Origin of the sequence: Micromonospora sp. NPDC005174, assembly GCF_040608495.1 — a bacterium.
In the GTDB taxonomy this organism is placed as follows: Bacteria; Actinomycetota; Actinomycetes; order Mycobacteriales; family Micromonosporaceae; genus Micromonospora.
Window position 1 is genome coordinate 89,978 of record NZ_JBEXIJ010000024.1, and the last position, 13,874, is coordinate 103,851.

A 13,874-nucleotide genomic window follows, 5' to 3' on the forward strand; every position below is an offset into this window, starting at 1 on the left:
CGCGCAGCAGCCGGCCGGCCCAGCAGCACGGCACTGAGGGCAGCACGGCACGCACGGCAGTTCAGCAGCACAGCAGTGCAAGGGGAGGAGACGGGATGACACCGGATTCACTGCGGGCCGCGCTGCGAGGCGTACCCGATCCCGACTGGCTGGACACGGCGCTGCGCCGGGTCGCGGCCGAGCCCACCGCGATCACCCGGCTCTTCCCCTCCGCCGGGCGGCGCTGCGGTCGCGGCGCGCTGCCCGACGCACCCGGCTGGACGGCCGACGACGCGGCCCGGGTGCTGCTGCTGGCCAGCCTGCCCGGCGAGCACGCCGCGTACGCCGAGAGCCTCTACCAGCACGGCGACGCCGCCGAACGGCGGGCCGTGTTGCGGGCCCTGCCGCTGCTGCCGATCGGCCCCGAGGCGGTTCCTCTGCTGCACGACGCGATCCGGACCAACGACACCCGGCTGGTCGCTGCCGCGCTCGGCCCGTACGCCCGGCACCTCGACGCGGCCGCGTGGCGGCAGGCGGTGCTCAAGTGCGTGTTCAGCGGGGTTCCCCTCGCCGCGGTGGCCGACCTGGACGCTCGGGCCGACGGCGAGCTGGCCGCGATGCTCGCCGCGCTCGCCGCCGAACGGCACGCCGCCGGCCGGGACCTGCCCGCCGACGCCACCGACCTGCTCCACCGGCTCACCGCCGCACTGCCCCGGGAGGCGTGAATGCGCATCTTCGACCCTCACATCCACATGACCTCGCGCACCACGGACGACTACGAACGGATGGCAGGCGCCGGCGTACGCGCGGTGGTCGAGCCGGCGTTCTGGCTGGGGCAGCCGCGTACCAGCGCCGCGTCGTTCGTCGACTACTTCGACTCGCTGATCGGCTGGGAGCCGTTCCGGGCCGGGCAGTTCGGGGTGCGCCACTTCGCCACGATCGCGCTGAACCCCAAGGAAGCCAACGACCCGCGCTGCCGGCCGGTGCTCGACTTGTTGCCGCGCTACCTGGACAAGGACGCGGTCGTTGCGGTCGGGGAGATCGGCTACGACTCGATGACGCCCGAGGAGGACGAGGCGTTCGCGGCGCAGCTCGCCCTCGCCGTGGCGTACGACCTGCCGGCGCTGGTGCACACCCCGCACCGGGACAAGGCGCGCGGCTGCGAGCGGACCCTCGCCGTGGTCGCCGAATCCGGCATCGACGCCGGCCGAGTGGTCGTCGACCACCTCAACGAGGTGACCGTCAAGCTCGTCAAGGACAGCGGCTGCTGGCTCGGCTTCTCCATCTACCCGGACACCAAGATGACGCCGTCGCGGATGGTCGAGCTGCTGCGCGAGTACGGCACGGAACGGATGCTGGTCAACTCGGCCGCCGACTGGGGGCGCTCCGACCCGCTGCTGACCCGGGCCACCGGCGAGGCGATGCTGGAGGCCGGATTCGGCGACGACGACGTCGACAAGGTGCTGTGGCGCAACCCGGTCGAGTTCTACGGGCAGTCGGGGCGACTCGACCTCAGCGACGTGGAGGACCCGGCCGCCGTGGACCCGCAGACCGGCAACTCGATCCTGCGCGGGGGCAGCTGATGCGGCTGCGACATGCCGGCGGCGAGACCGTCCACCTCGGCTACTGCACCAACGTGCACCCCGCCGAGGACCTGGCCGGCATCCTCGCCCAACTGGACACCTACGCGGTGCCGGTGCGTCAGTCGCTCGGCAGCGATCTGCTCGGGCTGGGCCTGTGGCTGGCCGCCCCGGTCGCCGCCGAACTGGCCGCCGACCCGACGCTGCGCCGCCGGCTGCGCGCCGAACTCGACGCGCGGGGTCTGGAGGTGGTCACCCTCAACGGTTTCCCGTACGCGGCCTTCCAGGCTCCCGTGGTCAAGCAGGACGTGTACCACCCGGACTGGACCACCGAGCAGCGGTTGACGTACACCCTGGATCTGGCTCGGGTGCTCGCGGACCTGCTGCCCGACGACGCGGCCCGGGGGTCGATCTCCACCCTGCCGCTGGCCTGGCGGCAGCCGTGGGACAGCGACATGGCCGACGCCGCACGGCGGCGGCTCGACCAGCTCGCCGCCGGTCTGGCCGCAATGCAGCGCGACACCGGCCGCGAGGTGCGGGTGGCGTTCGAGCCGGAGCCCGGCTGCGTGGTGGAGAGCACCGGGCAGGCCGCCGCGCTGCTGTCCGGCATGGACACCGACCGGCTCGGCGTCTGTCTCGACCTCGCACACCTGGCGTGTGCCTGGGAGGAGCCGGCCGCGGCGCTGGACCGACTGCGGGCCGCCGGGCTGCCGGTGGTGAAGGTGCAGGTCTCCGCCGCCGTCGAGGCTGCCGACCCGGCCGGTGGAGCCGACGCGCTGCGCCGCTGGGTGGAGCCGCGCTTCCTGCACCAGACCCGCGGCGCCGGGTGCGCGCACCTGGCCGACCCGGCCGACGCGGCGTACGCCGCCGACGACCTCGACGAGGCGCTGGACCGTAAGCTTCCCGGCCCGTGGCGGGTGCACTACCACGTGCCACTGCACGCCCCGCCCGAGGAGCCGCTCGGTTCGACCCTGCCGGTTCTCCGCGCAGCCCTGAGAGCGCTCTTCGACGGGCCGGTCGCCGGTTGCGACCACCTCGACGTCGAGACGTACACCTGGGGTGTTCTGCCGGCCGCCCGGCGGCCCGGCACCGACGCGGAGCTGGCCGCCGGCATCGCCGCCGAGCTGGCCTTCGCCCGCGACGAACTGGTCGGCCTCGGGCTGACCACCAACCAAAACGTGAGCATGGGGGTGACGCGATGAGCCGGCGACTGGTGGTCCTCGACGTGGTGGGGTTGACCCCGCGACTGCTGAAGCACATGCCTCGACTGCGCGGCGTCGCCGACGGTGGCTTCCGGGCCGAGCTGGGTACGGTGCTGCCCGCGGTGACCTGCTCGGTGCAGTCCACCTTCCTCACCGGCGAGCAGCCCAGCGGGCACGGCATCGTCGGCAACGGGTGGTACTTCCGGGAGCTGGGCGAGGTGCTGCTGTGGCGGCAGCACAACGCGCTGGTCGGCGGGGACAAGCTGTGGCACGCGGCCCGACGGGCCGAGCCGGGCTACACCGTGGCCAACGTCTGCTGGTGGTACGCCATGGGCGCGGACGTCAACTGGACCGTCACGCCCCGCCCGGTCTACTACGCCGACGGCCGCAAGGAGCCGGACTGCTACACCGACCCGCCGGAGCTGCACGACGCGCTCACCGGGCGGCTGGGCACGTTCCCGCTGTTCACCTACTGGGGGCCGACCGCCGGGCTGCCGTCGTCGAAGTGGATCTGCCAGGCCGCCGAGCAGATCCTGGCCGACGTGTCGCCCGACCTGACCCTGGTCTACGTCCCGCACCTGGACTACGACCTGCAACGCTTCGGTCCCTCGTCGGCCGAGGCCGCTGCCGCCGCCGCCGAGCTGGACGCCGTCCTCGGCCCACTGCTGGACGCCGCCCGGGCCCGCGACGCGACGGTGGTGGTGCTCTCCGAGTACGGCATCACCGATGTGTCCCGGCCGGTCGACGTCAACCGGCTGCTGCGCGCCGAGGGGCTGCTGCGGGTGCACACCCAGGCCGGCATGGAGTACCTCGACCCGTGGACGTCCAAGGCGTTCGCCGTCGCCGACCACCAGGTCGCGCACGTCTACGTCAAGGACCCGGCCGACGTGCCGGCGGTGGCGAAGCTCTGCGCGGGGCTGCCCGGCGTGGCCGAGGTGCTCGACGCCGACGGCAAGGCCGCGGCCGGGCTGGACCATCCGCGCGCCGGTGAGCTGGTGCTGGTGGCCGAGCCGGACTCCTGGTTCACCTACTACTACTGGCTCGACGACGCCAACGCGCCCGACTTCGCCCGGCTGGTGGAGATCCACCGCAAGCCGGGGTACGACCCGGCCGAGCTGTTCTTCGACCCGGCCAATCCCGGTGCCGCCAAGGCTCGTGCCGGCGTGGCGCTGGCCCGCAAGAAGCTCGGCATGCGCTACCTGATGAGCGCCGTCGGACTGGACGCCGGCGCCCGGGCCATCCGTGGTTCGCACGGGCGGCTGCCCAGCGACCCGGCGGACGCCCCGGTGCTGCTCTGCTCCGACCCGTCCGCCGCCCGGGACCGGATCGCGGCCACCGAGGTCAAGGGGCTGTTACTGGAACTGGCCGGGTTAAGCGCCGCCGGTGCGCAGGGTCCGGGAGATCGGACGTGACCGTCACCGTCGCGCCCACCGACACCAACGGTCTGCGGGCGCGCTTCGACGCGGAGCTGGCCGCGTTCCTCGACCGGCAGGGCCCGGACTGGCCCGACGGCGCGCCGCGTGGCGTGTTCACCGCGCTGCAACGATTCGTGCTGGCCGGTGGGAAGCGGCTGCGTCCGCTGTTCTGCTACTGGGGCTGGCGTGGCGCCGGGGCGGCCGACGGCACCCCGATCGTGGTGGCCGCGGCGGCGTTGGAACTGTTCCACGCGTTCGCGCTGATCCACGACGACATCCTGGACGGCAGTGACCGCCGCCGGGGTGAGCCGTCGGTGCACCGCCTCTTCGCCGACCTGCACGCCCGTTCGTCGTGGCGCGGCGACCCCGAGGCGTACGGGCGCAACACCGCGCTGCTCTGTGGCGATCTCTGCGCGGCCTGGTCGGATCAGATGTTCCACGAGTGCGGGTTGCAGACCGAGCAGGTGCACCGGGGCTACGCCGTGTTCGCGTTGATGCGTACCGAGGTGATCGCGGGGGAGTACCTGGACCTGGTCTCCGGGGTGGGCGACGGTTCGGTGGCCAGCGCCCTCACCGTGATACGGATGAAGGCGGCCCGGTACACGGTCACCCGACCGTTGCAGATCGGCGCGGCGCTGGCCGGCGCGGGACCGGAGCTGATCGCGGCTCTCGGCGAGTTCGGCGATCCGTTGGGGGACGCGTTCCAGCTCCGTGACGACGTGTTGGGTGTGTTCGGTGATCCGGCGGTCACCGGCAAGTCGATCCTGGACGACCTGCGCGAGGGCAAGCCCACGGTGATGATGGCGCTGGCCCGCAGCGCCGCGGACCGGTCGCAGACCGCGCGGCTGAAGGAACTGTTCGGCAACCCCACGTTGGACGCCGACGGCGCCGGTGACCTGCGCGAGATCATCCAGGCCACCGGCGCCCGCGAGCGGATCGAACAGATGATCCGGGTACGCACCGAGGCGGCGTTGACCGCGTTGCGGAGCGCGGCGGTGGGCGAGGAGGCCCGGAGCGCGCTCGTCGCGTTGGCCGCGCAGGCCATCGACCGGCGCGCCTGACCCGCCGACTTTCGGTCAGATCGACGAAAGTTCGTGCCGGGCGACCGGAAGGTATGGACACATCGACACGCGCAATTTAGTGTCGGGGCCAACACGACAATGTTTCGTCGAGGTGAACCGGCGGCGCGGTAACCCATCGACCCCACCACCCGCTACGGCATCCGGCGCGACGGCGCGCGCCCCGCCCTGGCTACCCGTCAGGAAGGGACAGCACACATGTCCATGAAGGACAGACCCACTCCACGGTCCCGACGATGGTTCTCCGCCGGATCGGCCCTGCTCCTCGTGGCCGCGGCCGGCACGGTCACCCTCACCGCCAGCGCGACACCGGCCCAGGCGCACACGATCAACGCCACCGACTTCCAGCAGGTCGAACTCGCCCGCGGGGTCTCCGACATGGGCGAGCCGATGTCGCTGGCCGTCCTGCCGGACCGCTCGGTCCTGCACACCGCCCGCAACGGCACCCTGCGCCGCACCGACGCGAACGGCACCACCTCGGTGATCGGCACCCTGTCGGTCTACAACCACGACGAGGAGGGGCTGCAGGGCGTCGGCGTCGACCCGAACTTCGCCAGCAACCGGCAGATCTTCCTCTACTACGCGCCCCCGCTGTCCACCCCCGCGGGTGACGCGCCCGCTACCGGCACCGACTTCTCGGCCTGGCAGGGAGTGAACCGCCTCTCCCGGTTCACCCTCAACAGCGACTTCACCGTCAACCAGGCCAGCAAGGTCGACGTCCTCGACGTACCAGCCGATCGCGGCCTGTGCTGCCACGTCGGCGGTGACATCGACTTCGACGCCGCCGGCAACCTCTACCTGTCCACCGGCGACGACACCAACCCGTTCGAGTCGGCCGGCTACTCGCCCCTGGACGAGCGGACCAACCGCAACCCGGCGTACGACGCGCAGCGCAGCGCCGGCAACACCAACGACCTGCGGGGCAAGATCCTGCGGATCAAGGTGAACACCAACGGGACGTACTCCATCCCGTCGGGCAACCTGTTCGCGCCCGGCACGGCCAAGACCCGACCCGAGATCTACGCGATGGGGTTCCGGAACCCGTTCCGGATCAGCGTGGACAAGGGCACCGGGGTCGTCTACGTCGGTGACTACGGGCCGGACGCCGGCTCCACCAGCTCCACCCGTGGGCCGTCCGGTCAGGTGGAGTTCAACCGGGTCGCGGCGCCGGGCAACTACGGCTGGCCGTACTGCACCGGCACCAACACCAGCACCGAGACGTACAACGAGTGGGACTTCGCCACCAACGCCAGCGGGGCGAAGTACAACTGCACCGGCGGGCCGACCAACAACTCGTTCCGCAACACCGGCCTGACCACCCTGCCGCCGGCCCAGCCGGCCTGGATCCGGTACGCCGGCGACGCCGGCACCCCGACCGAGTTCGGCGGCGGCTCCGAGTCGCCGATGGGCGGCCCGGTCTACCGGTACAACGCCTCGTCGACCTCCACCACCAAGTTCCCGCAGTCGTTCGACGGGCAGTTCTTCGCCACCGAGTTCGGCCGGGGCTGGATCAAGCCCATCCACGTCAACTCCGACGGCTCCCGGGGCACCATCGACACCTTCCCGTGGGTCGGCAAGCAGGTGATGGACTCGGCCTTCGGCCCGGACGGCGCCTACTACGTGCTCGACTACGGCACCGGCTACTTCAACGGCGACGTCAACTCGGCGCTCTACCGCTTCGACTACGTCGCCGGCGGCAACCGGGCGCCCAACGCCGCCGCGAGCGCCAACAAGACGTCCGGCGCGGCCCCACTGGCGGTGACGTTCTCCTCGGCCGGCTCGTCCGACCCCGAGGGTGGGGCGTTGACCTACTCGTGGAACTTCGGCGACGGCACCACCTCCACGGCGGCGAACCCGACGAAGACCTACAGCACCAACGGCACCTACACGGCGACGCTGACCGTACGAGACCCGCAGGGCGCCACCGGCAGCGCCAGCGTGCAGATCAACGTCGGCAACACCGCGCCCACGGTGACCATCAACAACCCCGGCAACGGGCAGCTTTTCAGCTTCGGTGACACGGTGCCGTACAGCATCACCGTGACCGACCCCGAGGACGGCACCGTCGACTGCACCAAGGTCAAGATGACCTACGTGCTCGGCCACGACCAGCACGGGCACCAGATCACCTCGAAGACCGGCTGCTCCGGCTCGATCACGATCCCGGTCGACGGGGAGCACGACGACGCCGCGAACATCTTCGCCATCTTCGACGCCGAGTACACCGACGCCGGTGGTCTGACCACGCACACGCAGCACACCCTGCCGCCGCGCCACCGCCAGGCCGAGTTCTTCGGCAGCTCGTCCGGTGTCAACGTGTTCAGCAAGACCCCGGCCGAGGGCGGTAAGACCGTCGGCGACATCAACAACGGCGACTGGATCGCGTTCCAGCCGTACCGGTTGGGCAACGTCACCTCGTTCACCGCCCGGGTCTCGTCGGCAGGCTCCGGTGGCACCCTCCAGGTGCGGGCCGGCTCGGCCACCGGCACGGTGCTCGGCTCGGCCACGGTCCCGGTGACCGGCGGCTGGGAAACCTTCACCACCGTCACGGGGGCGATCGCCAACCCGCCGACCGGCACCACCACGCTCTACCTGACCTTCGCGGGTACGGGCACCGGCGCGCTGTACGACCTGGACGCTTTCACCTTCACCACCGGCTCGGCCCCCACCGGCGGGACCGGTCCGATCAAGGGTCTGGGCGGGAAGTGCCTGGACGTGCGGAACGCCGCCACCGCGGACGGCACGCAGATCCAGATCTACACCTGCAACGGCAGCGCGGCGCAGACCTGGGCGGTCACGCCGAACTCCACCATCAAGTCGTTGGGTAAGTGTCTGGACGTCTCCGGTGCCGGCACCGCCGACGGCACCAAGATCCAGCTCTACACCTGCAACGGCACCGGGGCGCAGAACTGGGCCGCGCAGGCCGACGGAACGCTGCGCAACGTCGCGTCCGGCAAGTGCCTGAACGTGTCCGGAAGCAACTCCGCGGACAGCACCGTGGTGGACCTCTGGACCTGCACCGCCGCCGCGAACCAAAAGTGGACCCTGCCCTGAGCTGAGCGGAGGGGCTCCCGCCGCACGGGAGCCCCTCCCCACCGTCCCGAAGGAGAGCGACATGCGCAGACTCCTGCGAAACGTCCTCGGCGCGAGCGCCGCCGTCCTCGCCGTCATCGCCTGCACGACCCCGGCCACCCCGGCCAGCGCCGCCGACGCCCCGTACGACGTGCTGGTCTTCTCCAAGACCGCCGGCTTCCGGCACGACGCGATCCCGGTCGGCATCCAGACCATCCGTGACCTGGGCGCCGCGAACAGCTTCACCGTCACCGCCACCGAGGACGCCGCCGCGTTCACCACCGGCAACCTCGCCCAGTACGAGGCGGTCGTCTTCCTCAACACCACCGGCGACGTGCTCAACGCCACCCAGCAGACCGCCTTCGAGTCGTACATCGGCTCGGGCGGCGGATACGTGGGCGTGCACGCCGCCGCCGACACCGAGTACGACTGGCCGTTCTACGGCAACCTGGTCGGCGCGTGGTTCGCCTCGCACCCGGCCATCCAGCAGGCCAACGTCAAGGTCGAGGACCGGGGGCACGCGGCGACCGGCCACCTGCCGCAGACCTGGACCCGCACCGACGAGTGGTACAACTACCGCACCAACGCCCGGTCCACCGCACACGTGCTCGCCACGCTCGACGAGTCGTCGTACTCCGGTGGCGGGATGGGCGCCGACCACCCGCACTCCTGGTGCAAGAGCTACAGCGGTGGCCGGTCCTTCTACACCGGCAGCGGGCACACCCAGGCGTCGTACGCCGAGCCGGCCTTCCGTAACCACCTGCTCGGCGGCATCCGGTACGCGGCCGGCCGCAGCAAGGCCGACTGCCGGCCGGAGACCGGCTACACGCCGCTCTACAACGGCTCGACCACCGGCTGGTCGCAGGCCGGTCCGGGCAACTTCACCAACTCCGACGCCACCCTCACCTCGGTGGGCGGCATGGGCCTGTACTGGTACAGCGCGAAGCAGTTCACGAACTACTCGCTGAAGCTGGACTGGAAGCTGGCCGGCGACGACAACTCGGGCATCTTCATCGGCTTCCCGCCGTCGAGCGACCCGTGGTCGGCCGTGGACAACGGCTACGAGATCCAGATCGACGCCACCGACGCGGCGGACCGTACCACCGGATCGGTCTACACCTTCAAGTCCGCGGACCTCGCGGCCCGCGACGCGGCGCTCAACGCGCCAGGGGAGTGGAACACCTACGAGCTGCTGGTCGAGGGTGAGCGCCTACAGATCTTTCTCAACGGCGTGAAGATCAACGACTTCACCAACACCGATCCGGTACGGTCGCTGGCCGGCCACATCGGCATCCAGAACCACGGTACGGGTGACGACGCCTACTTCCGCAACATCCGGATCAAGGAGCTGGGCGGCAGCAACCCGCCGACCGGCAACACCACGATCCAGGCCGAGGCGTTCAGCTCGGCCAACGGCGTCAGCGCGTTCACCAAGGCGGGCGCCAACGGCGGTCAGACCCTCGGCTACATCGAGCCGGGCGACTGGGCCGCGTACAACGGCGTGGACCTGACCGGCGTCACCTCGTTCACCTCCCGGGTCGTCTCGGGTGGCACGGGCGGCACCATCGGAGTCCGTACCGGCTCCGCCACCGGGCCGTTGCTGGGCACGGTCACGGTGCCGAACACCGGCGGTTGGAGCACGTACGCCAACGTCACGGCCGCGCTGTCCAACGTCCCGTCCGGCACCCAGAACCTGTACCTGACGTTCAACGGCAGCGGCACCGGGCTCTTCGACGTGGACGACTTCACCCTGAACAGGGGGACCGGCGGTACCAACGGGGTCGGCCCAGTCAAGGGCCTCGCCGGCAAGTGCCTGGACGTCCGCAGCGGCGCCACGGCCGACGGCACCCAGATCCAGATCTACACCTGCAACGGCAGTACGGCGCAGACCTGGACCGTGACGCCGAACTCGACGGTCAAGGCGCTCGGCAAGTGCCTCGACGTGTCCGGCAGCGCCACCGCCGACGGCACCAAGATCCAGCTCTGGACCTGCAACGGCACCGGCGCGCAGAACTGGGCGGCCCAGTCCGACGGCAGCCTGCGCAACGCGGCCACGAGCAAGTGCCTCGACGTCTCCGGCAACAACTCGGCGGACAGCACGATCGTCCACCTCTGGACCTGCAACGGCGCGGCCAACCAGAAGTGGACCCTGCCCTGATCGAGCGCAGCACTCGCCGGGGTCGTCGGACGTGACCGACGGCCCCGGCGAACCATCCGATGACGCTGTCGGCGCGGCGGTACCTCACCGCCGCCGCGCCGACGGCGTCATGCCGGTTGTGCCGATGCGGCAGGCTGACACCCGGCCGGCTGGGAGTACCTTGACCGGCATGGGGCGTTACGCGCGATGGCGCCAGGTCGTCGAGGCGCAGGGGCGCCGGCTGCACGACGCGCTGCGCCAGGTCGACGAGCCCGACCCGTTGACCGGCCCGCCACCCAGCCTGAACCGCCTCGACGCTCTGGTGGAGGGCTTCGTCGCAGGTCAGCCAGTGCGCTGGAGCCTGGGAGGGGCGCCCCGGCCGCTGCCCGAGGCGGTGGACGTGGCGGCGTACCGGATCATCGAAGAGGCCCTGACCGACGCGTGCCGGCACGCGCCGGGCGCGGCCGTCGCGGTCCGCCTGCGCTACGACGACCAGGGCATCACCATCGAGGTACGCGACGACGGCGGGCCACCTGTGGAAGGCGCTGCGCGTGCCGGTGGCGGTCTGCCGGCGGTCCGCCGCCGCGTCGAGCGGGTCGGCGGCACCCTGAACGCCGGCCCGAACCCCGACGGCGGTTTCACCGTCCGGGCGTTCCTGCCCGCACCCGAAGAAGCGGTCGGCTGACACCCCAGGGCTTTCGCGATGGGCTCGACGGAAATAGGGTGGGGGCGGCGACCGTGACGGTGGCCGGTGACCCGGTGGGAGGCGCAACCCGCCGGGCTCAGGTGCGCTCGGCACCCACCGGCGATCCGCCTCGGTCCCGCGTACCGATCTGACCGGTCACCCTCGCCCCGGTCCGCACAACGGAATCCCCATCACATCAGGGGAGAAGGACAATGGCGCGACCCATCACGCTCTTCACCGGCCAGTGGGCCGACCTTCCGTTCGAGGAGGTCTGCCGGCTCGCCTCCGAGTGGGGCTACGACGGTCTGGAGATCGCCTGCTGGGGCGACCACTTCGAGGTCGACAAGGCGCTCGCCGACGACTCGTACGTCGAGCGTAAGAAGGAGACCCTCGCGAAGCACAACCTCCAGGTCTTCACGATCTCCAACCACCTGGTCGGTCAGGCGGTCTGCGACCACCCGATCGACGAGCGGCACCAGGACATCCTGCCCGGCCGCATCTGGGGCGACGGGGAACCCGAGGGCGTCCGCCAGCGGGCCGCCGAGGAGATCAAGGACACCGCGCGGGCGGCCGCGAAGCTCGGGGTGAACACCGTCGTCGGCTTCACCGGCTCGTCGATCTGGCACACCCTGGCGATGTTCCCGCCCGTGCCGCCGTCGATGATCGAGCGCGGCTACCAGGACTTCGCCGACCGGTGGAACCCGATCCTCGACGTGTTCGACGAGGTGGGGGTGCGGTTCGCGCACGAGGTGCACCCCAGCGAGATCGCGTACGACTACTGGACGACGAAGCGGACGCTGGAGGCGATCGGCAACCGGCCCGCGTTCGGGCTGAACTGGGACCCGTCGCACTTCGTCTGGCAGGAGCTGGACCCGGTGAACTTCATCTTCGACTTCGCCGACCGGATCTACCACGTCGACTGCAAGGACGCGAAGGTGCGTACCGGCGACGGCCGACGCGGCCGGCTCGCCTCGCACCTGCCCTGGGCCGACCTGCGCCGCGGCTGGGACTTCGTCTCCACCGGCCACGGCGACGTCCCGTGGGAGGACTGCTTCCGGGCGTTGAACGCGATCGGCTACACCGGCCCGATCTCCGTCGAGTGGGAGGACGCCGGAATGGACCGCCTGCTGGGTGCCCCGGAGGCGCTGCAGTTCGTCCGCCGGCTCGCCTTCGACGCGCCGAGCGCCGCCTTCGACGCGGCGTTCAGCAGCAAGGACTGACCGAGCCCCCGCGCCCGGCCCGACGACCACCGGGCCGGGCCACGGCTCGGTGCGTCCGGACCATGATCTGCACACAACACGGGCCGGTCGCCTCGCGGCGGCCGGCCCGTCGACGTGCGGGTGGGTCAGAGCGTGCTTGCGTTGGTGCCCGAGCCGGACGGCTTGGTGCGGGGGGTGGTGGCCGACGGCGACCCGGAGGTCGTGCCGACCGAGCTGGAGCCCGCCTTGGCGCCCACCGTGGCGGGCGTGCCGGCGAACGCGTCGTCGGCGGCGGTCAGCTCCTGGTTGCCGGTGCTGCCGTTACCCAGCTTCTCGCCGAGCTTGGTCTGGCCGAGCTTGTCCTTGCCCTCGCTGTAGAGCCGGTTGGCCTGGGCCTGCGCGACCCCGGCCGCCTCCTGCACGGTCGGGTGGTCGAGCACCTTGCGGCCCCGGACCACGAGCTCTTCGTACTTCTCCCGGCCGGCACGGGCGCCCAGGACGAATCCCGCAGCCAGCCCGCCAAGAAACATGATCTTTCCGCGCATGGCGGCTCCTTCCGTACCTGACGCGCCGTCGCCCCATCGGGTTGCCCCGTCGGGCACGACCAATTCGCGCCTGCGTCCTCTGTCCGCAGCTAACTACCCATCCTGCTCCCCGCTCAAGCCTGCTTGTGCCCGGATGGCGATTTGCCCCGATTGCGATTCGCGGCGTAATCCTGACCTGCGAAACTGGATCAAGGCAGATGCGGGTGCAACCCACTGGACCGCCAGCGGGGGATGTCCTGTACTCTTGTCCCCGTCGCACGGTGCCGGCGAGATCCGGTTATCCGAGCGGTGCACGATCCCCTGTAGCTCAATTGGCAGAGCAGCCGGCTGTTAACCGGCAGGTTATTGGTTCGAGTCCAATCGGGGGAGCTTCTCCACCCAATGCCCGTCGGCCACCCGCCGACGGGCATTCCCATATCCTCTCCTCGCTCCGGCCCGGGCTGCCCCGGCCCCGCCTCGCTCCGGCTGCCCCGCGCTGCCCCGGCCCCGCCTCGCTCCGGCTGCCCCGCGCTGCCCCGGCCCGCCTTGCTCCGGCCGGCCGGCTCGACCCCAGCTGCCCTGCCCCGCCGCGACCTGCCGGTCGTGCGTGCCGCGCCGTGCCGAGTCCACCCCGCCCCGCGCGGTCTGCTTCGGCCGCCCCGCCCCGCCCCGCCGTGCCGCGCCGCCCTGCCGTGCCGCGCCGCCCTGCCGTGCCGCGCCGCCCCGCCCCGCCGTGCCGTGCCGCGCCGTGCCGTGCCCCGCAAGATCGTGCTCGATCCTGGATGTAGTGGCCTCGACAACGCGGGACGCCACTACATCCAGGATGTAGCGCGATCTTGCCGCCCAAGATCCGCGCAACATCAGGGATGTTGCTGCTTCCGGCGCGTCTGAGGCAGCAACATCGGTGAAGTTGTGAGGATCTTGGCGCGGGGCGCGGGGCGCGGGGCGCGGGGCGCGGGGCGCGGGGCGCGGGGCGCGGGCCACCAGCACAGTTGAGCACGA

The 13,874-nt window shown here is 71.4% G+C and carries 10 protein-coding genes and 1 tRNA gene; 10 read left to right on the forward strand and 1 reads right to left on the reverse strand.

What is annotated here, in order from left to right:
- The first annotated feature begins 95 nt into the window (after positions 1 to 95).
- From ABZU91_RS23690 to ABZU91_RS23730, 9 genes are all read left to right on the forward strand, one after another.
- Positions 96 to 704: an EboA domain-containing protein gene (locus ABZU91_RS23690; RefSeq protein ID WP_355244288.1), complete on the forward strand. Its 609-nt coding sequence runs from the start codon at positions 96 to 98 to the stop codon at positions 702 to 704.
- A complete protein-coding gene (locus ABZU91_RS23695; protein ID WP_355244291.1) occupies positions 705 to 1,562 on the forward strand; it encodes a TatD family hydrolase in 858 nt (285 codons plus the stop codon).
- Complete coding sequence (gene eboE / locus ABZU91_RS23700) at positions 1,562 to 2,761, forward strand: metabolite traffic protein EboE (protein WP_355244294.1); 1,200 nt, start codon at positions 1,562 to 1,564, stop codon at positions 2,759 to 2,761. Before ABZU91_RS23695 ends, eboE begins: the two co-directional genes overlap by 1 nt.
- The gene (locus tag ABZU91_RS23705; protein ID WP_355244297.1) at positions 2,758 to 4,173 is read left to right on the forward strand and encodes a nucleotide pyrophosphatase/phosphodiesterase family protein; all 1,416 of its coding nucleotides are present in this window, start codon (positions 2,758 to 2,760) and stop codon (positions 4,171 to 4,173) included. The genes eboE and ABZU91_RS23705 overlap by 4 nt, the downstream gene beginning before the upstream one ends.
- Positions 4,170 to 5,237, forward strand: a complete 1,068-nt coding sequence (locus ABZU91_RS23710) for a polyprenyl synthetase family protein (RefSeq protein ID WP_355244300.1) — start codon at positions 4,170 to 4,172, stop codon at positions 5,235 to 5,237. The genes ABZU91_RS23705 and ABZU91_RS23710 overlap by 4 nt, the downstream gene beginning before the upstream one ends.
- Positions 5,238 to 5,453: 216 nt before the next feature.
- Positions 5,454 to 8,309, forward strand: coding sequence for a PQQ-dependent sugar dehydrogenase (locus ABZU91_RS23715; protein ID WP_355244303.1), 2,856 nt, complete (start codon positions 5,454 to 5,456; stop codon positions 8,307 to 8,309).
- Positions 8,310 to 8,370: 61 nt separating this feature from the next.
- Positions 8,371 to 10,485: a ThuA domain-containing protein gene (locus ABZU91_RS23720; protein WP_355244306.1), complete on the forward strand. Its 2,115-nt coding sequence runs from the start codon at positions 8,371 to 8,373 to the stop codon at positions 10,483 to 10,485.
- Positions 10,486 to 10,654: 169 nt separating this feature from the next.
- Positions 10,655 to 11,149, forward strand: a complete 495-nt coding sequence (locus ABZU91_RS23725) for an ATP-binding protein (protein ID WP_355244309.1) — start codon at positions 10,655 to 10,657, stop codon at positions 11,147 to 11,149.
- 212 nt (positions 11,150 to 11,361) lie between these two features.
- Entirely contained in the window at positions 11,362 to 12,369 is a 1,008-nt protein-coding gene (locus ABZU91_RS23730; RefSeq protein WP_355244312.1) for a sugar phosphate isomerase/epimerase family protein, read from the forward strand.
- Between the two features lie 125 nt (positions 12,370 to 12,494).
- Here the strand turns inward: ABZU91_RS23730 and ABZU91_RS23735 are convergent, their stop codons facing one another.
- Positions 12,495 to 12,893 carry a hypothetical protein gene (locus ABZU91_RS23735; protein WP_355244314.1) on the reverse strand — a complete coding sequence of 133 codons (399 nt, stop codon included), beginning with the start codon at positions 12,891 to 12,893 and terminating at the stop codon, positions 12,495 to 12,497.
- A gap of 296 nt (positions 12,894 to 13,189) precedes the next feature.
- On the opposite strand from ABZU91_RS23735, the gene ABZU91_RS23740 reads away from it, so the two are divergent.
- Positions 13,190 to 13,262: transfer RNA gene (locus ABZU91_RS23740), tRNA-Asn, on the forward strand.
- Positions 13,263 to 13,874 lie beyond the last annotated feature (612 nt).